This is a genomic window from Algoriphagus limi (assembly GCF_024919275.1).
Classification (GTDB): Bacteria; Bacteroidota; Bacteroidia; order Cytophagales; family Cyclobacteriaceae; genus Algoriphagus; species Algoriphagus limi.
Genome location: NZ_JANWGH010000003.1, coordinates 378,854 through 403,494, shown reverse-complemented (window position 1 = coordinate 403,494; position 24,641 = coordinate 378,854). Strand labels below are relative to the sequence as shown.

Annotated in this window: 14 protein-coding genes; 9 read left to right on the top strand and 5 right to left on the bottom strand. The window is 41.0% G+C overall.

Annotation, left to right across the window (positions count from 1 at the left end; translation table 11 throughout):
* Window positions 1-29: 29 nt before the first annotated feature.
* Window positions 30-2,672 carry a DUF5686 family protein gene (locus tag NY014_RS13850; RefSeq protein ID WP_259415174.1) on the bottom strand — a complete coding sequence of 881 codons (2,643 nt, stop codon included), beginning with the start codon at window positions 2,670-2,672 and terminating at the stop codon, window positions 30-32.
* 479 nt (window positions 2,673-3,151) lie between these two features.
* Between NY014_RS13850 and NY014_RS13845 the strand changes: the two genes are divergently transcribed.
* The 8 genes from NY014_RS13845 (at window position 3,152) to NY014_RS13810 (ending at window position 20,738) form a co-directional block, all read left to right on the top strand.
* Complete coding sequence (locus NY014_RS13845; protein WP_259415173.1) at window positions 3,152-6,145, top strand: SusC/RagA family TonB-linked outer membrane protein; 2,994 nt, start codon at window positions 3,152-3,154, stop codon at window positions 6,143-6,145.
* 19 nt (window positions 6,146-6,164) lie between these two features.
* Window positions 6,165-7,652 carry a RagB/SusD family nutrient uptake outer membrane protein gene (locus NY014_RS13840; RefSeq protein WP_259415172.1) on the top strand — a complete coding sequence of 496 codons (1,488 nt, stop codon included), beginning with the start codon at window positions 6,165-6,167 and terminating at the stop codon, window positions 7,650-7,652.
* A gap of 61 nt (window positions 7,653-7,713) precedes the next feature.
* Window positions 7,714-11,004: a VCBS repeat-containing protein gene (locus NY014_RS13835; RefSeq protein ID WP_259415171.1), complete on the top strand. Its 3,291-nt coding sequence runs from the start codon at window positions 7,714-7,716 to the stop codon at window positions 11,002-11,004.
* The gene (locus NY014_RS13830) at window positions 10,967-11,551 is read left to right on the top strand and encodes a hypothetical protein (protein WP_259415170.1); all 585 of its coding nucleotides are present in this window, start codon (window positions 10,967-10,969) and stop codon (window positions 11,549-11,551) included. Before NY014_RS13835 ends, NY014_RS13830 begins: the two co-directional genes overlap by 38 nt.
* On the top strand, window positions 11,548-14,847 hold the full coding sequence (locus tag NY014_RS13825) for a VCBS repeat-containing protein (RefSeq protein WP_259415169.1): 3,300 nt from the start codon (window positions 11,548-11,550) through the stop codon (window positions 14,845-14,847). The genes NY014_RS13830 and NY014_RS13825 overlap by 4 nt, the downstream gene beginning before the upstream one ends.
* Complete coding sequence (locus NY014_RS13820) at window positions 14,834-18,100, top strand: VCBS repeat-containing protein (RefSeq protein WP_259415168.1); 3,267 nt, start codon at window positions 14,834-14,836, stop codon at window positions 18,098-18,100. The genes NY014_RS13825 and NY014_RS13820 overlap by 14 nt, the downstream gene beginning before the upstream one ends.
* Before the next feature lie 118 nt (window positions 18,101-18,218).
* On the top strand, window positions 18,219-19,559 hold the full coding sequence (locus NY014_RS13815) for a vanadium-dependent haloperoxidase (protein WP_259415167.1): 1,341 nt from the start codon (window positions 18,219-18,221) through the stop codon (window positions 19,557-19,559).
* 54 nt (window positions 19,560-19,613) lie between these two features.
* Window positions 19,614-20,738 (top strand): sugar phosphate isomerase/epimerase family protein, encoded by a 1,125-nt coding sequence (locus tag NY014_RS13810; protein ID WP_259415166.1) that lies wholly within the window; start codon window positions 19,614-19,616, stop codon window positions 20,736-20,738.
* Here NY014_RS13810 and rnhA read toward each other — a convergent pair.
* From rnhA to aroQ, 4 genes are all read right to left on the bottom strand, one after another.
* Window positions 20,735-21,193, bottom strand: coding sequence for a ribonuclease HI (gene rnhA, locus NY014_RS13805; protein WP_259415165.1), 459 nt, complete (start codon window positions 21,191-21,193; stop codon window positions 20,735-20,737). The two genes, NY014_RS13810 and rnhA, sit on opposite strands and share 4 nt — an antisense overlap.
* Window positions 21,194-21,219: 26 nt before the next feature.
* Window positions 21,220-21,801 carry a MarC family protein gene (locus NY014_RS13800; protein WP_259415164.1) on the bottom strand — a complete coding sequence of 194 codons (582 nt, stop codon included), beginning with the start codon at window positions 21,799-21,801 and terminating at the stop codon, window positions 21,220-21,222.
* A 109-nt stretch (window positions 21,802-21,910) separates the two neighbouring features.
* Window positions 21,911-22,966 carry an aminotransferase class V-fold PLP-dependent enzyme gene (locus tag NY014_RS13795; protein ID WP_259415163.1) on the bottom strand — a complete coding sequence of 352 codons (1,056 nt, stop codon included), beginning with the start codon at window positions 22,964-22,966 and terminating at the stop codon, window positions 21,911-21,913.
* 12 nt (window positions 22,967-22,978) lie between these two features.
* The gene (gene aroQ, locus NY014_RS13790) at window positions 22,979-23,392 is read right to left on the bottom strand and encodes a type II 3-dehydroquinate dehydratase (RefSeq protein ID WP_259415162.1); all 414 of its coding nucleotides are present in this window, start codon (window positions 23,390-23,392) and stop codon (window positions 22,979-22,981) included.
* 143 nt (window positions 23,393-23,535) lie between these two features.
* Here aroQ and rlmN point away from each other — a divergent pair, with 143 nt between their 5' ends.
* A complete protein-coding gene (gene rlmN / locus NY014_RS13785; protein WP_259415161.1) occupies window positions 23,536-24,603 on the top strand; it encodes a dual-specificity RNA methyltransferase RlmN in 1,068 nt (355 codons plus the stop codon).
* Window positions 24,604-24,641 lie beyond the last annotated feature (38 nt).

The window sequence follows — 24,641 nt, the reverse complement described above, 5'->3', positions numbered from 1 at the left end:
TCTAAAGGCCACAAAACTGTGGCCTTTTTTTATTGTACAGTGATAAAGGTAGCGATACCAAAACGTACCCCTCCGCGTAAATAATTTCCATTTTCAAATCCAGCACCGATTTCTACCCGGAAGAGCCTGAACAAATTATCCAGAGAATAACCTACCTCTACATAATGCGGGGAGTTTTCTGTTTTTAGATAATTGAGAAATATGTTTTCCTGAACCCCAGAGAATCTCAACATGGGCAATTGAGTGAAAAGGAACTTTCTAAATTGATAATGGAAAATCCCAGAAACATACGAGCTGCTCGTACTGTATTTGTAATAGTCCATGAATCGATAATTCGAAGCGGGACCAAAATTGGAAAAGATGGTTCGATTACCTCCAAAATGCTGGAAATCGGGAAAGTAAACCTGATTAGCATTTAGGAAAATCCCTCCCGTGATATTGAAGTCCAATTTCCCGCTAATTCCGAAGGTATAATCATGCTCGATACCTAATCTTATATGATCAAAGTCCGCAGCAAAATCCTGTTGGGTTCTCAAGCTTGGAACCGCTTTGATATAATCTGCTCTGATTAGTGGAGCTCTTTCAGAAATTGGATATTTCCTCCCATTTCTAATTCCATATTTAATCCCCGGTCTCCATTCAATTCCAATTTGGAATTTGGCGATTTGATGATCATGAAATGAATCATTTCCTGCCTCCACATTTTCAGGTTGATTGGGAGAATAAAGCCTTTCAGGTTTATTATACCAACTGTAATCCGACTGATTAAACAGTTGACGGCGGTCTGCAATAGTAACATTCACCCGATAGGTGAAGGAATAATCAACTCGGTGAGCCCAGTAGAGTCTAGCAAAACTTTGCTCATATAACTTCATGTAGTTTTGCCTGAAAAGCAGTGAATAAAGCGCATTGACCTGCTCATTGATCGGCTCCTCTCCATTAAATTGATAGATGTACCTACCTCCTTCCACTCCATATGAATAACCAGAAATAGGCTTGGTTACAGACCAACGGATGTTCGTTTTTCCATAAAACCGCTTACTAGAAAAACCATAACGCAATTCTGGATCAATGTTGAAACTCTTTCGGATGGTATTTATACTATCCGCTAGCTTGATATCTTTTTGCTTTCGGTAAAACATTCCCAAGCCAACTTTCCACCCCTCTACCGTATTGAAGGAAACCTTAGTCAAATTTTGTCTAAACCCGACCGAAACACCATTCCCGAAATAATAATTATCACCAAACAGAAAATCGAGTGGTTTATACTTTTCCCTTGCCTTTTTAGCTACTGAATCGACATCACTCATTTTGGCCGCTTCGATGACCGCAAGGCTATCATCACGTCGATATCCCTCTATTTCCTTTAAGGTAAGAGGTACCGGCCGAATACTATCCCAATAACTCAAATCCCGTTTTTTGGCCAAGCTATCTATGCTATAATTCCGTTCAGTAACCACTTCCGGTTCCTTTTGCTCCTTTAGCATCTCTTTTTCGTATTCATTGAGAAGCTTCCGATATTCCTTTCTGGTTTTTGGTTCTTCGGAATTCAATTTTTCCAAGGTGCTCATCCCTGAAATCACCGCTTGAGTAGTCTCCTGAGTAGGAACTTCTTCAATTTTTTCATCAATTAACGTAGGAGTATGAGCCAAATCAGGATTGAGCGTCACTTGATAATCCCGGGTGGAAGCCAGGTATTTGAATTCCCCGGCAAAGCCAAAAAACTTTCCTGAAAAGCGATAGGTATGAGTTAAAGGCATCCAAACATTTTCGGCAACTGGAGCGTATTGTTGCTTCGCCTCGATTTGAAAACCTAATAATGAAGTTTTTAGATCCAAGCTATGAATCGCCCACAGATCCTCAATAATGTAAATGTAACCATCAAAAACCCGCTCTCCTTTTGATCGTGGAATTACACGGATTTTATTGACCATAACCTCATTATCAAAAAAACTTCCCTCATATCTAAAACGATAATATTGGAAGGCTGCCCTTGAAAGAGGTGAGATTATCTCATTGATTTTCTCCTGATAAAAACTGGTTTGAATATATGGTGCTGGGGAGGTATTCTGATTTTCACCATTGGTTCGAATAGAGATAACCTCTTCTTCTATCTTGTCCGGAAGGCTAAATTTGATCCTAGAAACCGACTCTGAAGTATAAGCCTCATTCAAGTTCAGTCCCTCCTTTTCCAAGGTCTTTTTCATAAAAAAAGGAGCATCTGTCAACTGACCGGTTCCTTTTAGATACACCATCATTTCATATTGCTGAAGCTGAAGGCGATGATACTTTGCTTTTGCAATGGCTTTCCGCATGATGGTGAGTGCAGGATCTTCTGCTCCTGCCTTTACCTCCACCTGCTCAAGCGTATATATCTGAGGTTCTAAAACTACATCAAAAGTGGTCCATTCTCCTGCCTTTACCGCTATCGTTTCTATTCGGGATTTGTAGCCTAAAAACTGAAAATAAACATCATAGAGCCCCTCATCTAATCTCATCTCATAATACCCCTCCTCATTTGCAGGAACACCATCACCGATATTCCTAACAAAGACTGAAGCAAAGGGCAAAACTTCTCCCTCATTGGAAGTCAATTTTCCTCTGATTCCTTGTCCATTGAGAAAAGAAGGGAAAATAAAAAGAGATAAAAGCGCCGGGAAAAGGAATCGCATAACCAAATGAAAAAAAGAGAAATTAATTTTTGTTGAATGTTTACGTTAGCCCATCGCATTTGTTGGAATAACCTATACATCCAAAAGAATAAGTAATAATTAGCATATACAAATACTATAATAGCAGGATAATTCGCTTTAATTTTTTTTAAGAAAAAGTCTTACTTATTAAAATTTTTTAAGAATGTAATTCAACCGTAAAATGGAACACAGAATGCATTCATTAAATTTTCAAATTTTTAATAAAAATTCGATTTTTTAATTTTTAATAAAAGGAAAACGTTTTCCATTGAATATTAAACAGTAAATCTATTCATTTAGTGATTTTTTACTAAAATATACTTTATTCTTTTAAATCCCCTTCATGCGCGACGGAATGTTGGCATTTCTTAAATATTGCAAAATCAAAAAATTAACAACACATTAGTTTCGAAATTAAGTACTCATACCTATTTCGCTTTTTACTAACAAAAAACCCTATGAGAAATTATTTACAACAGTTCAAAACATTGGCTCTTGCCTTGACGCTCCTCTTGGGAGTATCAATCATGGCCAATGCGCAAAACAGAACCATCACAGGTACAGTCCTGGATGCTTCTTTGGGAGACCCTGTTCCCGGTGCCACCGTATTAATTAAAGGTACCACTCGGGGTGTAGCGACAGATCTGGATGGAAAGTTCACTCTTGAAATTCAGTCTGGCGATCAAGTTTTAGTAGTTTCCTTTGTCGGCTATCTTACTCAGGAGGTTGAGATCGGAAATCAAAGCACTTTTACTATTAACCTTGAGGAAGATATCCAAAGCTTAGAAGAAGCTGTGGTTATCGGTTATGGTTCTCAAGACAAGAAAGAAATTACTTCTGCTGTTGTAGGGGTAAAACCTGAAGACTTCAACCGTGGTAACGTGTCCAACCCGGCTCAGTTGCTTCAAGGTAAAGTAGCAGGTCTTTCTATCACCCGCCCAGGTGGTAACCCTAACAATGGATTTAATATCCGATTGAGAGGTCTTTCTACTTTCGGTGCCAACTCTTCTCCATTGATTGTATTGGATGGAGTAATTGGTGCGTCTCTTGAAAACGTAGACCCGAATGACATTCAATCAATCGACGTATTGAAAGACGGTTCTGCTGCAGCTATCTATGGTGCTAGAGGATCTTCTGGTGTAATCTTGATCACTACAACCCGTTCTGGAAAGAAAGATGGCAATGTAAACGTGACTATCAATTCCTTCGGAACTATGGATCAAGCTACTAACTTGATTCCTGTGCTTTCAGCAGAAGAATTCGTGGCAAGAGGCGGTACAGACTTCGGAAGCAATACTGACTGGAGAGAAGAATTGATCAGTGATGCATTCTCTTACACTACCAACGCTAGTATTTCTGGTGGATTCCAAAATACCAGCTACATGGCTTCCGTTAACTACCGAAACAATCAAGGCATTGTAGATGGGACTAACAACCAAAGATTGAATACTCGTATCAACCTATCTCAAGGTGCATTGGACAACAAATTGAGATTCAATGTTAACTTGTCTTTCACGAATGTTGATTCTGAGTCTATCAACGATGCAGCATTTAGATATGCTACCATCTACAACCCAACCGCTCCTGTTTTTGAAAACACCGAAAGTGCACAAGAGCGATTTGGTGGATATTTCCAAAGAGACTTGTTTGACTTCTATAACCCTGTAGCATTAGCTAAGCAGCAACAATTCATTGGTGAAACCAAAACTGCTTTGACTTCTTACAGAGTTGAATACGACTTCCTTCCTAACTTGACTTGGTCAGCTCAATATTCTCAGGATAGAAGAAATACTATTTCTGGTGGATTCTGGTCTAGACAAGATTTCCAAGTTGGTTTTGGTGCTAGCGGATCTGCAGAAAGAAATGCTTTCGACAGAGATCAGAAAATCTTCGAAACTACCCTTCGTTATGAAACAGACCTTTCTGATGGTCTAAACATGACCTTGCTTGGTGGTCTTGGTTTCCAAAAGACCAAGAATGAAGGATTTGGTGCTAGAGTTCGTCAATATCTTTTCGACCTAGGATGGGATAACTTGGGTGCTGGCGCAATCCGTTTGGGTGCTAACACCAACTTGTACTCTTTTGCAAATGAAGATCAATTGAACTCTGCTTTCGGTAGAGCAAACTTCAACTACAACAACTGGTTGTTCCTTTCTGCTTCCGTAAGAGCGGAAACTTATTCTGGATTCGGTGAAAACAATCAAACCGGTATTTTCCCTGCATTCTCTGTAGGTTCTGACTTCACTCAGATCTTCGATATGGGAATCTTCGATCAGTTCAAGCCGAGAGTTTCTTATGGTGTAACTGGTAACCTTCCTCCATCTCCAACCCTTGCTTTGGGTGTATTTGGAAACGGAAACAGAATTGATTTGGATGGTGATCCATTGACTACCAATGACATCTTTGTTGGTATCGTTCAAAATTCAAACCCTAACAAGGATTTGAAGTGGGAAACTAAGAAAGAATTCAACGTTGGTATCGACTTCGGATTGTTGGATGGAGTACTTTCAGGTAGTGTTGACTACTACACCAGAAATATTTCTGACCTATTGTTCAACGTACCAGTAGCGACTGGTGCTCCAAACCCATTCGATCCAGGAAGATTTAACACTGCATCTTCTACTTGGGTTAACTTGGCTGATTTGAGAAATGCAGGTTTCGAATTTGCAATTTCCGCAAACAGATTGGGTAAAGGTTCTTTGAAGTGGACTCCTTCATTCAACTTTACTATTTATCAGAAAACAACTATCGAAAGCTTGTCAGCTGGTGAGCTAGGATTTGACGAATTGAGATTTGCAACTCCAGGTTCTCCAGGTCAGAACAACAACCCAATTATTTACAACCGAGTAGGTCAGACTTTGGGTGACTTCTACGGTCCAAGATTGTTGGGTATCTCTGAAGGTGGTGAATACATCCTATCTACAACCGACCCTAATGAGTTTGAAAGATTGGGTAACGGTCTTCCAAAAGGTGAATTCGGTTTCGCTAACAACTTGGAGTGGGGTCAGTGGAACTTAAGCTTCTTCTTCAGAGGAGCTTGGGGTCATGACTTGTACAACTCTTACAGAGGTTTCTACGAAAATGCTGATGGTGCTTCCAATACTTGGAACTCCGTAATCACTGAAAAGACTCCTACTAATCCATTGATCACCTCAACTCCTACTTTCAACAGTTCGTATGTTGAGGATGCATCTTTCATCAGATTGGACAACATGGAATTGGGATACAACTTCCAAACCAATTCTCCGAATTTGGGTTCTTTAAGAGTGTACTTTGCTGCGCAAAACCTCTTCACCATCACAAACTATACAGGTATCGATCCTGAAGTTAGAATCAATGACTCTGAGAATGGTGACGGTTTCACCACTTCACTTTCTCCAGGTATTGAGCGTAGAAATACGTATTTCCAAACCAGATCCTTCACTTTGGGTCTAACCGTAAACTTTAAGTAATCAATCAAATAACAGAGATATGTTAAAATCATTTAGAAAAACCTTTCTGTTGATCCCAGTGGTCTTTTTAATGGGATCCTGTTGGGAGTTGGAGCAGGAGGTACTCGATGGAGTGACTCCTGAGGATGTGGCGAATAGTAATAACCCACAGTTGATTGATGTGTTGAAGGCTTCAGCTTATTCTCGAATCGTAGGTAGCTGGGGTGGACACAACAGTATTTGGTCTATTAATGAGGTCTCTTCTGACGAGATGGCAATTCCTCAAAAAGGTGCTGACTGGGAAGATGGTGGCCTTTGGTTAAGAGCTCACAGACACACTTGGACTGCTTCCGACGAAGCATTCAACAACTCTTGGAACTATTGCTATACTGCAGTAGGTGAAATCAACAACTTGATGATTTCCTTCCCTGATGTAGCTGCTTTGAATGCAGAATTGAGAGTGTTGAGAGCGCTAGTTTACCTTTGGTTGATTGACAACTTCGGAAATGTTCCAATCATTACTGAAACGTCTTCCGGAGGTAACCCAACCAATAACTCTCGTCAAGAAGTATTCGACTTCATCGAAAGCTCTGTATTGGAAAATGTAGACTTGCTTCCTAAAGAAGACACTAAGTCTACTATGAACTACTACTCTGCTCATGCGATCTTGGCTAAATTGTACTTGAATGCTGAGGTATACACCGGTACTCCAAGATGGGCTGATGCAGAAGCTGCAGCTGACGTAGTAATCAACGGTCCTTATTCTTTGTCTTCTAACTTCTTTAGCAACTTTGCTACAAGAAACGGAGGGTCTACTGAGAATATCTTGACCCTTCCTTATGACGAAAACAATGCAGGTGGTTTCAACTTGGCTCAGATGACTCTTCACTACCTAAGCCAAAACACTTACAACTTGCAAGAGCAGCCTTGGAATGGTTACGCTTCTTTGGAAGAGTTTTACAACACTTTCGATGACAATGACGTGAGAAAAAGTGCATTCATCGTGGGACCTCAGTTTGCTGCTGATGGTACTCGTTTGAGAGATATTTCTGCTGAAGCTGACGATCCTGATGGTGAGCCATTAACTTTCACTCCAGAAATCAACATGCTTGCTCCTAACGCCTACCGTCAGGCAGGTGCTCGAGTAGGTAAGTTTGAATTTGCTTCTGGTGCTGCATCAAGCTTGAGCAATGACTATCCATTGTTCAGATTAGCTGAAATGTACTTGACAAAAGCTGAAGCTGCATTCCGTCAAGGAAAAACCGACGTTGCTTTGGCAGCAATCAACATGGTAAGAGAAAGAGCTGGTATGCCTGCATTCACTGCCTTGACTTTGGATGATATCTTCGAAGAAAGAGGTAGAGAGATGTTTGCTGAAGCTTCCAGAAGAACTGACCAAATCCGATTTGGAAAGTGGAATCAGCCATGGTGGGAAAAAGGACAGTCTGAACCATTCAGAGCATTGTTCCCAATTCCATTGCAGCAAATCAACGCTAACCCTAATTTGACTCAAAACCCAGGTTATTAATCACATAATACCCTGATAGTAAAAGGAAGTGTACTTTTGTGCACTTCCTTTTTTTTAGAACATGCGAAGGCCCCTTCAAATAGCAATCTTTACCCTCCTGATTTTAGGTGCTTGTCAAAAACAAGAGCCTAGCTCAGAAGAACTTTTTGAAAAAATTGAATCAAAAGAATCCGGATTGACCTTCCGGAATGATCTGAATTATACCGAAAAAATCAACCCCTATACCTTTCGGAATTTTTACAATGGAGCCGGAGTGGCTCTTGGAGATATTAATAATGATGGCTTACTAGATGTTTTCCTTGCCGGCAATCAAACTTCCAATAAACTCTTTTTAAACCAAGGGAATCTCAAATTCAAAGACATTACTGAGGAAGCAGGATTAAACTCCGAAGGAAGCTGGACTACCGGAGTCAGCATGGCAGATATCAATGGAGATGGACTGCTAGATATTTATGTTTGCAAATCAGGCCCAATAGATACTCCCAAAAGGAATAATGAGCTTTTCATCAATCAAGGCAACTTGACGTTTGTCGAAAAAGCATCTGAATATGGATTGGATGAAAAAGCCCTTTCTCAGCATGCTGTATTTTTTGATTATGATAAGGACGGAGATTTGGACCTATACCTTCTCAGCAATTCTCCCCGATCTGTTGGAGTATTTGACCTTCGAGAAGGCCAACGAGAGATCCGAGATCCTAATGGTGGAAATAAGTTGTTTAGAAATGATGGGAACTCCTTCAAAGATGTCAGCGAAGAAGCCGGGATTTATGGTAGTGCAATCGGCTATGGACTAGGTGTAACTGTAGCTGATTTGAATGAAGATAATTGGCCGGACCTCTACGTTTCGAATGACTTTTTTGAGAGAGACTATCTGTATTTGAATAATCAGGATGGAAGTTTTTCAGAAGTCTTGCCAGATTTAATTCCAGAAATCAGCATGGGTTCCATGGGAGCTGATATAGCTGATCTCGACAATGATAATCGCCCTGACATCTTCGTAACAGAAATGCTTCCAGAGGATATGGGGCGTGTAAAAACCAAGACACCTTTTGAGGAATGGGATAAGTTTCAATCCAATTTCAAAGCAGGTTATCATCGTCAGTTTACGAGAAACACACTCCAAAGAAACCTAGGAAAAGACCCATACACTGGATTACCTCTGTTCACTGAAATCTCTCGAATGGCAGGTGTTCAAGCTACCGATTGGAGCTGGGGAGCATTGATTTTTGATGCAGATTTGGATGGCTGGAAGGATATTTTTGTAGCCAACGGAATTGTCAAAGATCTGACTGATTTTGACTTTGTTAATTACTATGCATTCAACCCAGATAAGGTCAATGAATACCGCTCGGATTCCGTATTGATCACAAAAATGATTGATGCATTTCCGTCTACGCCTCTCCAGAATTATTGGTTCAAAAATGAAAAGGATTGGAACTTTACCAATCTGGCATCCGAGTCTGGTTTAAATGAAAAAACCTTCAGCACAGGAGCAGCTTATGGGGACTTGGACAATGACGGGGATTTGGATTTAGTCATCAATAATCTCAATGGAGAAGTCTCTCTCTATAAGAACAAAGCAATTGAACTGGGAAAAGGGAATTTCATCGGAATTGATCTAGGAAATGCTTTTGGGGCCAAAGTCCGGATTCTAACCAAAGAAACAAACCAAATTCAGGAATTTCAGCCTGTCAAAGGATACATGTCATCTGTTGACCAAAGGCTCTTTTTTGGATTGGGTAAATCAGATAGTATTTACATCTTGAATATTGAATGGCCTGACGGTAGCGTAAATGAATATCGCCAACTAGCAACCAATCAAATCCTCAAAATCCAAGCTGAAAACCCATCTTATTCTTCCAGGACAAAGCCTGATACTCACTCCATGTTAAATCAAGTGGAGTTGCCGTCAAGCATAAATCATCAGGAGAGTGATTTTGTAGATTTTGATCGGGACAGGCTTCGATTTTGGTCGATTAATAATGAAGGACCCAAAGTAGCTTTCAATTCTAAAACTGCCTCCGGAGATCCAATCTTGTTCATCCCTAATGGGAAAGAGTTTCCTTCTAGCTTATACCAGCTTTCAGCAAGCTCCGAATGGGAAGAATTCAAAACAGATATTTTCCAAGCTGACAGCCAAGCAGAGGATATCGGCGGGGTATTTTTTGATGCAAATGGGGATGGCTTTGATGATTTATTGGTTTTGAGTGGTGGAATCGAGTATCCTGAAAATAGTTCGATTTATTCTGATCGATTGTATTTCCAGCAAGGGAACGGCGATTTCAAAAAATCTGAGCAAGTCTTCTCGAAGATGCCATCGGCTTTTGCGCTTCCATTTGATTGGGATGAAGATGGGGATTTGGATCTTATCATCGGACAGCGTGCACACCCTTACGGATATGGAGTCCCAGTAGGTCTTACTTTTTGGGAAAACGATGGTCAGGGAAATTTCAAAGATAGTTCCCAGTCATTTGACCCTGAAATGCAAAAATTAGGGATGCTGACAGCAGGAGCCTTGGCTGACTTGAATGAAGATGGAAATACCGAGTTAATTCTAGCCGGAGAATGGATGGGAATTCGAATCTTTTCTTTCCTAAATAAGAATTGGATTGATCAAACAGAGTCCTTTGGAATGCAAAACACTTCTGGACTTTGGTATAGTCTGTTGGTAGATGATGTAAATGGAGACGGGTATCCTGATATCCTTGCAGGAAATATGGGAACCAATACCCGACTGAATTTCAAAAATGGCTCTACGCTACGCATGTATGTAAATGACTTTGATCAAAATGGCAGCGCTGACCATATCCTTTGTGAATACGATGGAACTCAGTCTATTCCTTGGGTTATGAAAAATAGTCTTGTCAGACAAATCCCTGCCTTACAAAAATCACTGCTTCGCTATGCAGATTATGAGAATAGAAAATTGGAGGAGTTATTTTCTGCCAACTCCATTGCGAATTCCGTAATTTTGGAGGCTAAAAATCTGGAGACCAGCCTTTGGATCAATCAACGAGGAACTGAGTTTTCGAAAGTCAACTTACCTGTTACCGTTCAACAAGCACCTGTTTATGCAGCCACCAATTTCGAGGACACTCAAGGCAATCGATACATTGCTCTTGGTGGAAATCAAAGTAAGGTCAAACCTGAATTAGGAACTCAACTCGCTTCCTATGGTTGGATTCTTAGGTTGAATTCATTGCAATCTTGGGAGCTACTGGAACCAGAAGAAAGTGGCTTCGTAGTGAAAGGAGAAATCAGAGATTTAAAAACATTAAAACAAGCCAATAACCACTATTTAATTGCCTTTAGAAATGATGATACACCGGTTCTATTTGAGATCCGTCCTTAGCTTTATAATGGTATTCGGCTTATTGGGATGCGAAAGCCAATATCAAAAAATTGAGCGAGAGGAACTGGCCTCAGGAGAAATTAACAATGAGCTGTTTCTAAGCCTTGAGTTAGGTATGGAAAAGCGGGATTTTTTCGAGACCTGCTGGCAGCTAAATAAAGAGGGAATTCTAACGAATGGCCCGACAGAACTTTCAGTAGAATATTCTTTGGAACTTCCATCTGGAAAGCCTGCCAAAATGCGTTTCTACCCGGATTTTGAAAATGATAAAATCTACCTCATGCCCGTGGAATTTGTATATGATGGATGGGCTCCATGGAATGAGGAACTGAGTGTGGAAAAACTTCGGGAGGATGTCATAGCCCATTTTGAAAAATGGTATGGTCCGGGCTTTTTTGAGGTATCCAATGAAGATAAAAGTTTGATCGCTTTTGTAAAAATTGATGGAAACCGAAGAGTTAGGATATTCAAAAAATCCCTATCTGTTGTTCGGGCTGAAATTGTGGACCTGAACATTTTGAAAAACCTTGAAAAATCGCCATCATGAGTAATAAATGGCCCATAGGCTTATGGATCTTATTGATCTTTTCCTGTACGAAGGTCGAGAGAAATGAGCCTACTCTTTTTCAGGAATTGGATCCTTCCCAATCAGGAATAGATTTCCGGAATGATCTTTCTTTCGATGAAGATTTCAATATTTTCACCTACCGAAATTATTACAACGGAGGTGGCGTAGCACTTGGAGATGTCAATCAAGATGGGCTTTTGGATATCTATTTTACCGCCAACCTATCCTCCAATAAACTTTACCTAAACAAAGGAAACCTTCAGTTTGAAGATGTTACTGAAAAAGCCGGTGTAGCAGGAAATCGAGCTTGGTCCACCGGTGTCGCAATGGCAGATGTCAACGGAGATGGTTTGCTGGATATTTATGTCTGCAACTCAGGAGATATTGCCGGGGACAACAAGCAAAATGAGCTTTTTATCAATCAAGGCGACGGAACTTTTTCAGAAGAGGCAGAAAAATATGGACTGGCTGATCAAGGCTTTTCCACCCATGCTGTATTTTTTGATTATGACAAAGATGGGGATTTGGATGTCTACCTTTTGAACAATAGCTACCAAGCAATTGGGAGCTTCAATAAAATGCAAAATGAACGCCCCAACCGTGACCCTGTCGGGGGGGATAAGCTTTTTAGAAATGACGGGGAGAAATTCACCGATGTGAGTGAAGAAGCTGGTATTTATGGTTCCATAATAGGGTTCGGATTAGGAATTACCATTGGGGATGTCAATCAGGATACCTGGCCGGATATTTTTATCTCTAATGACTTCTTTGAGCGGGACTATCTGTATATCAATAATCAGGATGGTACTTTCACTGAGTCTTTGGAATCTGCCATGCGGTCTATTTCTGCGGCTTCCATGGGTGCAGACATTGCCGATATCAATGGAGATGGGCTTTTGGATATTTTCGTAACTGATATGCTACCTGAGCCTTTGGAACGACTCAAGCAGGTAACCACTTTTGAAAACTGGGATAAATTTCAATTCAACAAAAATCACGGCTATCACTATCAATACTCCCGAAACATGCTTCACATCAACAATGGAGATGGGACTTTCAGTGAAATGGGAAGACTCGCCAATGTGGAAGCAACTGACTGGAGCTGGGGAGCCTTGATTTTTGATATGGATAGCGATGGTCAGCGAGACCTATTCGTCGCCAATGGCATCTACCAGGATATCACTGATTTGGATTATCTGAACTTCATCGATGATGAAGAAACCAAAGTCAAAATCATCACTGGAGCAGGTGTGGATTACCATGCTTTGATTGACCCTATCCCTGTTAACCCTGTCCCTAATTATGCCTTCCAAAATCAAGGAGATCTTCGATTTGTAAACAAGGCTAAAGAATGGGGTTTGGGAGAAGCAATTCACTCCAATGGAGCAGCTTATGGAGATTTGAATAATGATGGTTACCCGGATTTAGTGGTCAATAACGTAAATCGCGAAGCTCAACTATTCATCAATCAAACCCACACACTACTTCCTGAAAACCACTATATCCAATTGAACTTGATTGGAAAAGGAAAAAACACAGAAGCTATTGGGACTCAAATCTTGGCAAAAGCCCAAGGTCAGACTTTCTACCTGGAGCAAATGCCGAATCGAGGTTTTCAATCTTCAGTTGATCCTAAAATCACAATCGGCTTAGGAAAAATCACCCAATTGGATGAACTGACAGTAACCTGGCCGGATAATTCTCAAACCGTTTTGAAGAATGTTCCCTCAGATCAATTGCTGGAACTTCGATGGGAGGATTCCTCGAATTCAGAGTTACTTAGCGAAAGTCCAAAAACAAATATTTTCACCAAAGAAACTCTCAACAAGCTGAATTTCACTCATCAGGAAAATCCTTTTGTGGACTTTGACCGGGATCGGCTGACCTACCACATGTTTTCAACAGAAGGCCCGGCTTTCGCCAAAGGCGATGTAAACGGCGACGGGTTGGATGATTTGTATTTCGGAGGAGCAAAAGGATTTTCAGGGCAGCTTTTCTTGGGAAAAACTAACGGAGAATTTAGCCTCTCAAATCAAGAAGCTTTTGAACTGGATGCTGCCTCGGAAGATTCAGATGCAGTGTTTTTTGATGCAAATGGAGATGGAGCATTGGATCTTTTTGTAGCCTCAGGAGGTAATGAGTTCCCATTGTATTCGCCTGACCTAGCAGATCGCTTATATCTGAATGACGGAAAAGGAAATTTCACCAAATATGCTGAAAACGGATTTCTTGCAGTAAAAGGAAGCAGTTCTGTCGTAGAAGTTGCCGATATAAATGAAGATGGAAATCCTGATCTTTTCGTCGGTGAGCGATTGGTTCCTTTTGTCTACGGCGCCCCTCCTAGCAGTCATATTTGGATCAATGATGGAACCGGAAATTTTGAGGAAAAGACAGCTGAATTTGCGCCCCAACTTCAGGAATTGGGAATGATCACTGATGCTAGTTGGATTGACTGGGACAGCGACGGCAAATTAGACCTTGTGCTTGTAGGTGACTGGATGGCTCCTACTTTTTTCCGCAACATTGGAGGGCAACTTGAAAAAATAGAAATGCCTGAAATGTACAATCTGAAAGGCTGGTATAGAAGCCTGGATGTTGCTAATCTAAATCAGGACAATTTGCCGGATTTGATTTTGGGAAATCAAGGATTGAACACCCGATTCAAGGCTAGCCTGGAACAGCCTATTCAGCTTTATCTCAATGATTTTGATCAAAATGGATCCATTGAACAGATTTTCACTATCGAAAAAGACGGTGTAGCAATTCCATATACACTCAAGCATGAGTTGGAGATGCAGATCCCAAGTATCAAAAAGAAATACATCAAATATTCGAATTACAACAACCAAACCCTAAATCAGATTTTTAATACCGATGTGCTTTCCAAATCCATCATTCTGGAAGCAAATCATTTAGAATCCGGTGTTTTGGTCAACCTCGGTCAGGGGAATTTTGAATGGAAACCTTTCCCTAGAGAAGCTCAGAAATCCTGGGTATTCGCCACCCAAGTTTCTGATTTCAATCAAGATGGGATATTGGATATTCTTTTGGGTGGAAACTTATCAGGCGTAAAGCCTCAAATCGGAAAATCTGATGCGAGTTTTGGAGAACTATTGCTTGGAAAGGGAGATGGAAATTTTGAGTATATCCCGAACAGATCCATAGGACTCCAATTAGAAGGTGATATTCGACATTTTGACATTCTTCAACCGGGTCGTCTCTTAGTTGTAAAAAATAATGCTGCCTCCGAAATCTGGAATTATGACTGGAAATAGAATTTCGGAAATCATATGCTTAAGCCTGGGTTTACTGCTTTTATTCTCTTGTAAAAAAGAGGAAAGCAATCCTAAATTATTTGAACTGCTATCACCTGAGCAAACCGGGGTTACTTTTGAAAATCGTTTGGAGTCCACCGACTCCATGAATATTCTGGAGTATTTGTATTTCTACAATGGAGGAGGTGTTGCAGCAGGTGATATCAATAACGACGGCTTCGTGGACCTGTTTTTTTCGGGAAATCAAGTTCCAAGCAAGCTCTATTTAAATAAAGGAAACCTTCAATTCGAGGACATCAGCGAAAGTTCTGGAATCTCCGAAATGGGCGGATGGTCCAATGGCGTCACCTTTGCAGATGTAAATGGAGATGGATTTCTTGATCTATACGTAAGTCAAGTTTCTGGATATAAAGGAATCGAAGGAAAAAACCGGCTTTGGATCAATCAAGGTGATCTAACCTTCAAAGAAAAAGGTGAAGAATATGGAGTTGATTTTAGGGGCTTTGGAACCCATGCCGCATTTTTAGATTACGACCGTGACGGCGATTTAGATCTTTACCTACTCAATCATGGGGTCAAATCTCCCGAAGTTTTCACTAAATCAGAAAACCGCTTCATCCCTTATGAAGAAGGAGATAAACTTCTAAAAAATCTTTCAGCTCAAGGGGAAAACCGATTTGAGGATGCCACTCAAGAATCTGGAATCTATTCCAGCATTTTAGGTTTTGGCTTGGGTGTGGCTGTAGAAGATTTCAACCATGACGGTTGGCCTGACATCTATGTATCCAATGATTTCACTGAGAACGATTACCTCTATTTAAATCAACAGGACGGTACCTTCAAGGAATCTCTGGAAGACTGGATAGCGAACACCTCCCGCTATTCCATGGGAAATGATGCAGCAGATTTGAATGGAGATGGCTTACCTGAAATCTTTACAACGGATATGCTTCCTGAGGATCCGGAAATCTGGATGAAATCTGTGGGAGAAGACAAGGTTGAGGTTTATCAAATCAAAAAACAGTTTAATTACGCAGATCAATATGTCCGAAATAACCTCCAATTGAATCGAGAGGAAATTGGATTTAGCGAAATAGCTCTTTACTCGGGAGTATTTGCATCTGATTGGAGTTGGTCTCCCCTGCTTTTGGACATGGACAATAACGGCTTAGTAGATATCCATATCACGAATGGGATAGTCAAAAGACCCAATGACTTGGATTTTATCCAATATTCCCAAGAAGCCGATCCCCAAATGACTTTAAGCGAGCTACGCAAAAGACAAATCGAAATGCTTCCAAGCGTCAAGCTTGCCAATTATACATTTCAGAATGTAGGAGAACTCCGATTCAAGCCCGTATCAGATGCCTGGGGCCTCGATCAGCCTTCCTATTCTAATGGAAGCACTTATGCGGATTTAGATAATGATGGGGATTTGGAATTGATCATCAATAACCTCGATCAAGTTACTTTCATTTACCAAAATCAAAGTGAATTTTCCGGTAATCACTTTCTTCGAGTAAACCTTTCTTCCTCGGGATTTAACCCCTTTGGAATTGGAGCAGAAGTCACTCTTTTTTCTAATGAAAAAGTATTTCGTCAGCGACTTAATACTTCCCGCGGCTTTCAATCCGGAACTTCCACCACTCTTGTTTTTGGTTTAGGTGAAATTGAAAAAATTGATTCCATTCAGGTTTTTTGGCCGGAAGGTGAACGTGAAATATTCGGTCCAAGTGAGGCAAATACTTCCCTAACCCTTGAAAAAGGAAGGGGAAAATACATTGAAGAAAATTTAGAAAATCATAAAGTGGACTTTTCCTCTCCGATAGAATGGAAGCATGTCGAAAAAACTGAAATCCGTGAATCAGATCGGGAATATTTGCTTCCAAGAAGCTATGCTGCCGAAGGTCCTGCCTTAGCTGTTGGGGATGTAAATGGAGATGGACTGAAGGATTTATACCTGGGTGGTGCGAAAGGACAAGCTGGTGAAATTCAACTTCAACAAGAAGACGGGAGTTTCAAAAAGTCAGATAATCCCATCTTTGACCAATTGGCTAAAGCGGAGGATGTAAGTGCTCTTTTTGCAGATTTAAATGGAGATGGTAACTTGGACCTTTATGTGGGTAGTGGCGGAAATGAAGAGCAACAAGGCAATCTATTCCTCTTTGATCGAGTATTTTTTGGAGACGGAACTGGGGCTTTTCGCTTCTCTCCAAATTCCCTTCCTCCCCTAGGAGAAAATACCTCTGTCATAGCTCCCACAGATATTAATCAGGATGGAGCAATTGACCTGTTTATTGGTGCTTCCAATGTCACGGAAGACTATGGGGCTGAACCTAAAAGCTATCTCTTGGTAAATAATGGAAAGGGTCAGTTCCAAGAACAAACCGAAATTTGGTTTGGTGAAAACACTCACTTTGGAATGGTGAATGATGCCACATGGGTGGACCTAAATGGGGATGGAATTGAAGAATTGATTCTTTCTGGTGAATGGCAAGGAGTCCGAGTTTTTGAAAAAAATGGTGACAAATACGAGGAAAAAATAGGCGCTGGGCTAGAAAGCTCCTCCGGTTGGATTCAATCCATTTTGGTACAGGACATTAATGGAGATGGCCTTTTGGATATTCTGACAGGAAATCTTGGTCTAAACTCAAAATTTAAGGCTAGTAAAGAAAAGCCTGTCATCCTTTACCACGCAGACTTTGATCAAAATGAAAAAGCCGAACCTTTGATTTTTCATTATATGGGTGAAAAGCTGGTTCCTTTTGTGACGCGAGATGACCTAATCAAGCAAATCCCAGGGATCAAAAAACTACACCCCTCCTATCAGGAATATGCCAAAATTCAAAAACCGGAAGATCTTTTTTCAAAAGAGGTTCTAGACAAAGCTGAGCTGAAAAAAGCTTTTGAATTCAGATCCGGTGCCTATTTGCAGAAGCAAGATGGATCATTTGAATTTGTGCCATTCCCTTGGGAACAGCAGTTAAGCCCGATATTTTCTATGCTTTGGGATCAAGAAACCAAAATTCTATATCTCGGCGGAAATTTCTCTGGATATCGCGTTGACCTTGGAAAAAATAACGGACAATCCGTTTCAGCATTGAAATGGTCAAATGGACACTGGGAGTCAGTTAAGCTAGAACCTAGCGTTCCTTTGCAAGCAGAAATTCGGCAAATTGTAGCAATAGAAGAACAAATTCTTGCTGCAATGAATGATGGGCCGGTTTTTTCTGTTAAGGTTTCTAAGGAATGATAAAAATCATTGTCCTCTGAAGGAAATTCAACCTACATTTGCTCACAGCGTATAGCAATTGGGTTTGACCCCAGCACCTAAATTCAATAAATTACCAGTTACAAAAATTAGATTTATTATGCGCATTCAGCGATTCATTTATATCCTATTGATTCTCGGGGTAGCTGCCTGCCAGAAACCTGTAGATTACAGTCAGGCAATTACCGATGGTCATTATCTCAGTAAGGCTCAGGATCGTATCACGGAAGTGATTATTCACGACATATTTTCTCCACCGGTTGCGGCAAGAATTTACTCCTATGCTTCTTTGGCAGCATATGAAGTAGCAGCAGCTACCGATCCTAGCTACGAGTCTCTTTTGGGACAACTCAAAGGTTCGGAAAAAACCAGTTTTCAGGTTCCTCAGGATGTGTATCCACCTTTGGCATCTTTAGCCGCATATTATCATACGGGTACTTCCTTGATTTTTTCCGAAGACATGGTCCATGCGCATCGGGATGCTGCTTTTGAAGAGCTTCGCAATAAAGGGATTCCTGATGATGTGTTTGAAGCCTCAGTAGAATTTGGGAAGCAGGTAGGTGATGCCATTTTGGCTTATTCCAAAAAGGATAATTACCATGAAAGCCGGTCTTTCCCAAAGTATACTGTAACGAACCTTCCGGGCACTTGGGAACCTACCCCACCAGCCTATATGGAAGGTATCGAACCTCATTGGAGAACAATCCGAACTTACGTGATTGACTCAGCTGCTCAATTCAAAGTTTCTCCTCCACCAACTTTCTCAACTGATCCAAATTCCGAGTTCTACAAACTTGCTTATGGAGTTTATGAAGCAGTAAACAAAGCAAATAAGGAGGAATTAGATATCGCCATGTTCTGGGATTGCAATCCGTACAAAATGAATGTGAAAGGACATGTGATGTTTGCGGAGAAAAAAATCACTCCCGGTGGACACTGGATGAGTATTGCAGCCATTGCTTCAAAAACTGCGAATGCAGACTGGAAAAAGACAGCAGAAGCTTTTGCTCTCACAGGCATTTCACTCCATGATGCTTTTGTAGCCTGTTGGGATGAAAAATACCGCAGCATTCTTATTCGTCCGGAAACTTACATTAATCAATACATCGACGAAGAATGGGTTCCAGTTTTGCAAACTCCTCCTTTCCCAGAGCACACTAGTGGACACAGTGTAGCTTCTACAGCTGCGGCTTATACCTTAACCCAGCTTTTCGGGGAAGACTTCCATTTTGTGGATAGTTCAGAAGTGAATTATGGATTGCCAATTCGAGAATATGACTCTTTCATGGAAGCTTCAGCAGAAGCGGCCATTTCGAGATTTTATGGGGGTATCCACTACATGCCGGCCATCGAAGAAGGTGTTTGGCAAGGCAAAAAGGTGGGAGAGCTGATTTGGTCACGAATTAGCACCAAACCTCAAAATATTGCAGAAAACAATTAATTTAAGCAGCCCGAAAGGGCTGTTTTTTGTTTCACCCAAAACCCAAAATGATTTATGGCCAATCCGATCTGGATCATGACTTCAGCTTTTGACCAGCTGAACCTCGAACAAACCATCGAAAAAGCAACCGAAATTGGAGTGCAAGGCTTGGATCTCTGTGTATTCCGCAAGGATGGCACACGGGATGATTTTGTAGCCACTCATTTGGATTATGAGAATTTTGGACCTGAAGAGGCCTCCCGTCTTATTGATCAATTTAATGGGGCCTCTCTGAGACTATCCATAGGTGCTTTCGACAATTTAATTGGAGGAGACCCAAAACAACGGATAAAAAACCAAAATCATCTTTTACGTCTGATTCGAATGGCCTACTTGCTTGGTGGAGATGAAAACGACGTGAAAGTTGGAACCTTTGTAGGTTATAATCACGAATTGGGAAATGAAGAAGGAGGTTTTGAGAAAAACCTGCTGGAATACAAACGGATTTTCGGTCCTATAATCAACTATGCCGAGGATTTAGGAGTAACAATTCTATATGAAAATTGCCCTATGGAGGGATGGAGAAGTTCAGGGCACTTTGGCACCTATAATAACCTACCCGGAGTATTGGCAGCTAGAAAATTAATGTACGAGCTAATCCCATCTCCAAATCACGGAGAAATTTATGACCCTTCTCATGATATTTGGCAGCATACAGATGCAGTTGAGGTAATTCGACACACAGACATGAATCGTTTGAAGCGAATTCACGTCAAGTCTACCCGAAACAATCCTGATCCATTTTGGGGAAATATGTACCCTATGCATCAAATCCCGGAGGAATGGGCAAAAAAGGCTGGAATCCCGTACAGCACAAATCCTTGGGACCGACATCACTATGAGGCTACCCTTCCAGGATTTGGCTTGGGTGATTCATTGGACTGGAGGGCTTTTGTGAATATTCTAAAAGAAAGAGGCTTCAAGGGACCTTTTGAAATTGAAAACGAGGCAGTCCTATCCAAGCAAACCGGTAAAATGGGAGCTATCGTGCAAGGTTGCAAGGCTGCCGTTCAAAACCTTGCTCCTTTACTTTATGATTTGGGTGATGATGGCTGGACCTATCCTATGCAAGAATACCAAGCACTTTCTCAAGTCAATCGAAAGGATGTTCCCTTGAGAACGATGGATGAACTCCTTTAAGAGTTTTCTCCTGCTTCGTAGGCTTTATCAATTTTGAGATCCGGACCCTCTGCAGCTGCTACAGCCAACTGATCACAGCGCTCATTTTCCGGGTGCCCTGCATGCCCTTTCAGCCAAACGAATTTGGGCTTATACTTCATATGCAATGGAATGTATTGCTGCCAAAGGTCCGGGTTTTTCTTTCCCTTAAACCCTTTTTTCTGCCATCCCCATAACCAACCTTTTTCAATAGCATCCACCACATATTTGCTGTCAGAATAAATGGTAACTGGAATGTCCGGAAGCTTTATCTCTTTCAAAGCACGAATTACCGCTAAAAGCTCCATGCGGTTGTTGGTCGTCAATCGGAAGCCTTCAGAAAGTTCCTTGCGATGATGCTTAAACTTCAAGACAATCCCATATCCTCCCGGACCTGGATTTCCCTTGGCTGCACCATCCGTAAAAATTGTAATCATTTGACAAAGAAAAGGAATTTGGGCTCTTAGACAATTTCCATAGGAAATGCATTGGTCTTGAAAATTTTCACTGCAATGGAAAGCAGAATAATTCCAAAAATTCGTCTCAAGACATCTAGGCCAGTTTTACCCAATTTCCGCTCTAGCCATGAGGTGCTTTTTAGAACGACATAGACCAAAAGCAGGTTCAATACGATTCCAATAGCAATATTCAATTGAGAATATTCAGCTTTTAGAGTCAAAATAGTGGTAAGGGTACCCGCACCAGCAATAAGTGGAAAAGCAATCGGAACAATGGAAGCACTCGTAGAAGCTTCAGGGTCTGGCTTGAAGAGTTCAATCCCTAAAATCATTTCAGCTCCTAGAGCAAAAATGATAAGTGCCCCAGCAATCGCAAAATCATCTACCCCAATCCCGAAAAGACCTAGAATTGATTTTCCTCCAATCAAAAATAAAATCATCAATACCCCTGCCGCCAGGGTTGCTTTTCCTGACTGAATATGGCCGGCCTTTTTTCGAAGATTGATGATGATCGGAATGGATCCGAGTATATCAATGACTGAAAAGAGGATCAATGAAACCGAAAGAATTTGCTTGAAGTCAATCATGATGCAAAGCTACGCCAAATAAAATTTGCTTTGCAATAATTCGACAAGATGATTTTTTACCGGACCAAGTTAAATGAGGTTATTTATTTATCGATTTAAAATCCTGACTTTAGTATTTACTCAAAAACCCAATCAATCTGTCTATTTCAGTATCCGTGATCGCAGGAAAATTAGCTACTCGAAAAGAGGTGGGTTTTAGTGGTCCATAACCGCTTCCCAATTGCATACCTTCTGCTTCAGCTGCCTTCTTCACTTCCGATATCAAAGATTCTGTTCCAGTTACACCAAGCACGGTTGTACTTCTAGTCGCCGGATTCTCGACCAAAAGCCGAAGACTTTTACTTTGAATAATGCACTGTTCGATCTTTTGAATACGAGCGCGAAGGCTCTCATCAATATGCTGTATCTCTGGAATATCATGCAAAACCCGCTTCAAAAGATAAATTCCCAACACATTGGGTGTATAATGAGTCTGAAAAGAGCGGGCATTTTCGAGCATAAAATTCAGACTATTGTAGCGTCCCTTTTCCCCTTTTCGCTCGGTTTGTTCGATGGCACGCGGAGACAAAATCAAAATCCCCAATCCAGCTGGCAATCCAAAACACTTTTGAACCGATGCATACCAAATATCCGCCAGTTCAAACTTAAGGTCAATCCCAGCCATACTCGAGGTTGTGTCCACCGCAATCAGTTTTTCGGGATATTTCTTACGAATCTGCTCAAGCACTTTCATAGGAACTTGCGTCGCATTGGAAGTTTCATTTTGGGTGATTGCAATCAAATCAAACTCCTCTCCGATTTCTAAATGAGGAACATTTATCTCCTCACTTGTCTCGATTTTGATTCCTGAAGTTTTTGGGATGATGTATTGGGCAAAGTTGATCCATTTTTTCCCAAATGAGCCTGAGTAAATATGAAAACTGGCTTTTTCTACAATGGACTGCGAAATGATTTCCCAATTCTCAGTAGCCGAAGAGGTGAATAGTAATTGGTAATCCTCTGGCATGTGAAGCTTTTCATGAAACAATCGCTGCACCTCCTGATACATATTCATAAAGGCTGCACTTCGATGATTGGCGCTGAGAATTCCCTCCTGATAGGCATCCTGAAGGTACTGAGTCATCATATCATAGACCTTAGAAGGTCCTGCGGAAAAGGTAAGCATAGATATGGAGGTTTAAAGAAAATAGCGAATTCCGAGCTCATAGCCCTTGAGGCCCAAACCCGAAATCATCCCAACACAAGATTTGGAAATAATGCTTTTATGACGAAACTCTTCCCGTTTGTAAATATTGGAAATATGAATCTCGAGCACGGGGGTAGTTACAGCAGCAATAGCATCCGAAATCGCGACAGAAGTATGCGTATAACCACCTGCATTAAAGAGTATCCCATCAAAGTCAAAGCCTACTTCTTGAATTTTATTGATCAGTTCTCCCTCCACATTGCTTTGAAAATAATGGATTTCTACGGAGGGAAATTGACTTTTGAGCTCTTCTAAATATTCTTCAAAAGACCTACTTCCATACACTTCTGGCTCTCGCTTTCCCAAAAGATTGAGATTGGGGCCGTTGATAATCTGAATTTTCAAAATATTATTCGGTTGAGCGGAAATCTTGAATCAAAGTTATAAACAAGAATGAAAAATTTGTTTCCAATTCATGGTTTTAGGGATTTTATTTTTGCCTATCCGGGTTTATGAAATGCATCAACTCAAATTCGTAGCTTTGCAGTATGGGAGAAAGCCAAAAAAGGGATATCAGAAAACTTAGTCTCAGTGACTTGGAAGAGTTTTTTGTGGCTCAGGGAGAAAAAAAATTCCGAGCCAAACAGGTCTATGAATGGCTTTGGAACAAATCCTTGAAAAACTTTGACGAGATGACCAACATCTCACTAGCCACTCGGGATTTACTTAAGCAGCATTTTGAAATCAACCACATTCAGGTTGACTTAATGCAGCATTCCCAGGATGGCACCATCAAAAATGCTGTGAAGCTCTTTGATGATAAAATCGTCGAATCAGTCCTAATCCCTACCAACAAAAGAATTACTGCCTGTGTCTCTTCTCAGGTAGGCTGTAGCCTGGATTGTAATTTTTGTGCTACGGCTAGGTTGAAGCGCATGCGCAATCTCAATCCAGACGAAATTTATGATCAGGTGGTGGCAATTAAAGAGGAAGCAGAAACCTATTTTCAACGGCCTCTCACCAATATTGTCTTCATGGGAATGGGTGAACCCCTTCTCAATTACAACAATGTTTTGGATGCCATTGATAAAATCACCTCTCCTGAAGGATTGGGAATGGCTCCAAGGAGAATCACTCTTTCAACTGTGGGAATCCCCAAAATGATTCGAAAGCTAGCGGATGATGAAGTGAAGTTTAATTTGGCAATTTCCCTCCACTCAGCTATCAATGAGACCAGATCCAGACTGATGCCCATCAATGATTCTAGTCCTTTGGAAGAATTGGCGGATGCTTTGAAATATTGGTATCAAAAGATCAAGCGAAAAGTCACCTATGAGTATGTGATTTGGGAGGGCGTAAATGATGACGAACGCCACGCAAAGGCTTTAGCCAAATTCTGCAAAATCATTCCATCTAAAGTCAACATTATTCAATACAACCCCATTGATGAAGGTGAATTCCGACAGGCAAAGCAAGAGGCAGTGGATATGTACGTCCGAATTCTAGAACAGCAGGGCATCATCGCAAAAGTCAGAAAATCAAGAGGTCAGGACATCGACGCGGCTTGTGGTCAGTTGGCAAACAAAAACGAAGTTGCCGAGCTAACTAAAATTTAAGACTTTTTTAGTTTTTTATATGGGTCAAGTTAGTTTAT

Coding starts and splice junctions, on each gene's coding strand:
- NY014_RS13845 (WP_259415173.1), top strand. CDS start 3,152: ATGAGAAATTATTTACAACAGTTCAAAACATTGGCTCTTGCCTTGACG.
- NY014_RS13825 (WP_259415169.1), top strand. CDS start 11,548: ATGAGTAATAAATGGCCCATAGGCTTATGGATCTTATTGATCTTTTCC.
- NY014_RS13810 (WP_259415166.1), top strand. CDS start 19,614: ATGGCCAATCCGATCTGGATCATGACTTCAGCTTTTGACCAGCTGAAC.
- NY014_RS13815 (WP_259415167.1), top strand. CDS start 18,219: ATGCGCATTCAGCGATTCATTTATATCCTATTGATTCTCGGGGTAGCT.
- rlmN (WP_259415161.1), top strand. CDS start 23,536: ATGGGAGAAAGCCAAAAAAGGGATATCAGAAAACTTAGTCTCAGTGAC.
- rnhA (WP_259415165.1), bottom strand. CDS start 21,193: ATGATTACAATTTTTACGGATGGTGCAGCCAAGGGAAATCCAGGTCCG.
- NY014_RS13820 (WP_259415168.1), top strand. CDS start 14,834: ATGACTGGAAATAGAATTTCGGAAATCATATGCTTAAGCCTGGGTTTA.
- NY014_RS13850 (WP_259415174.1), bottom strand. CDS start 2,672: ATGCGATTCCTTTTCCCGGCGCTTTTATCTCTTTTTATTTTCCCTTCT.
- NY014_RS13795 (WP_259415163.1), bottom strand. CDS start 22,966: ATGCTTACCTTTTCCGCAGGACCTTCTAAGGTCTATGATATGATGACT.
- NY014_RS13830 (WP_259415170.1), top strand. CDS start 10,967: ATGATGATACACCGGTTCTATTTGAGATCCGTCCTTAGCTTTATAATG.
- NY014_RS13835 (WP_259415171.1), top strand. CDS start 7,714: ATGCGAAGGCCCCTTCAAATAGCAATCTTTACCCTCCTGATTTTAGGT.
- NY014_RS13800 (WP_259415164.1), bottom strand. CDS start 21,801: ATGATTGACTTCAAGCAAATTCTTTCGGTTTCATTGATCCTCTTTTCA.
- NY014_RS13840 (WP_259415172.1), top strand. CDS start 6,165: ATGTTAAAATCATTTAGAAAAACCTTTCTGTTGATCCCAGTGGTCTTT.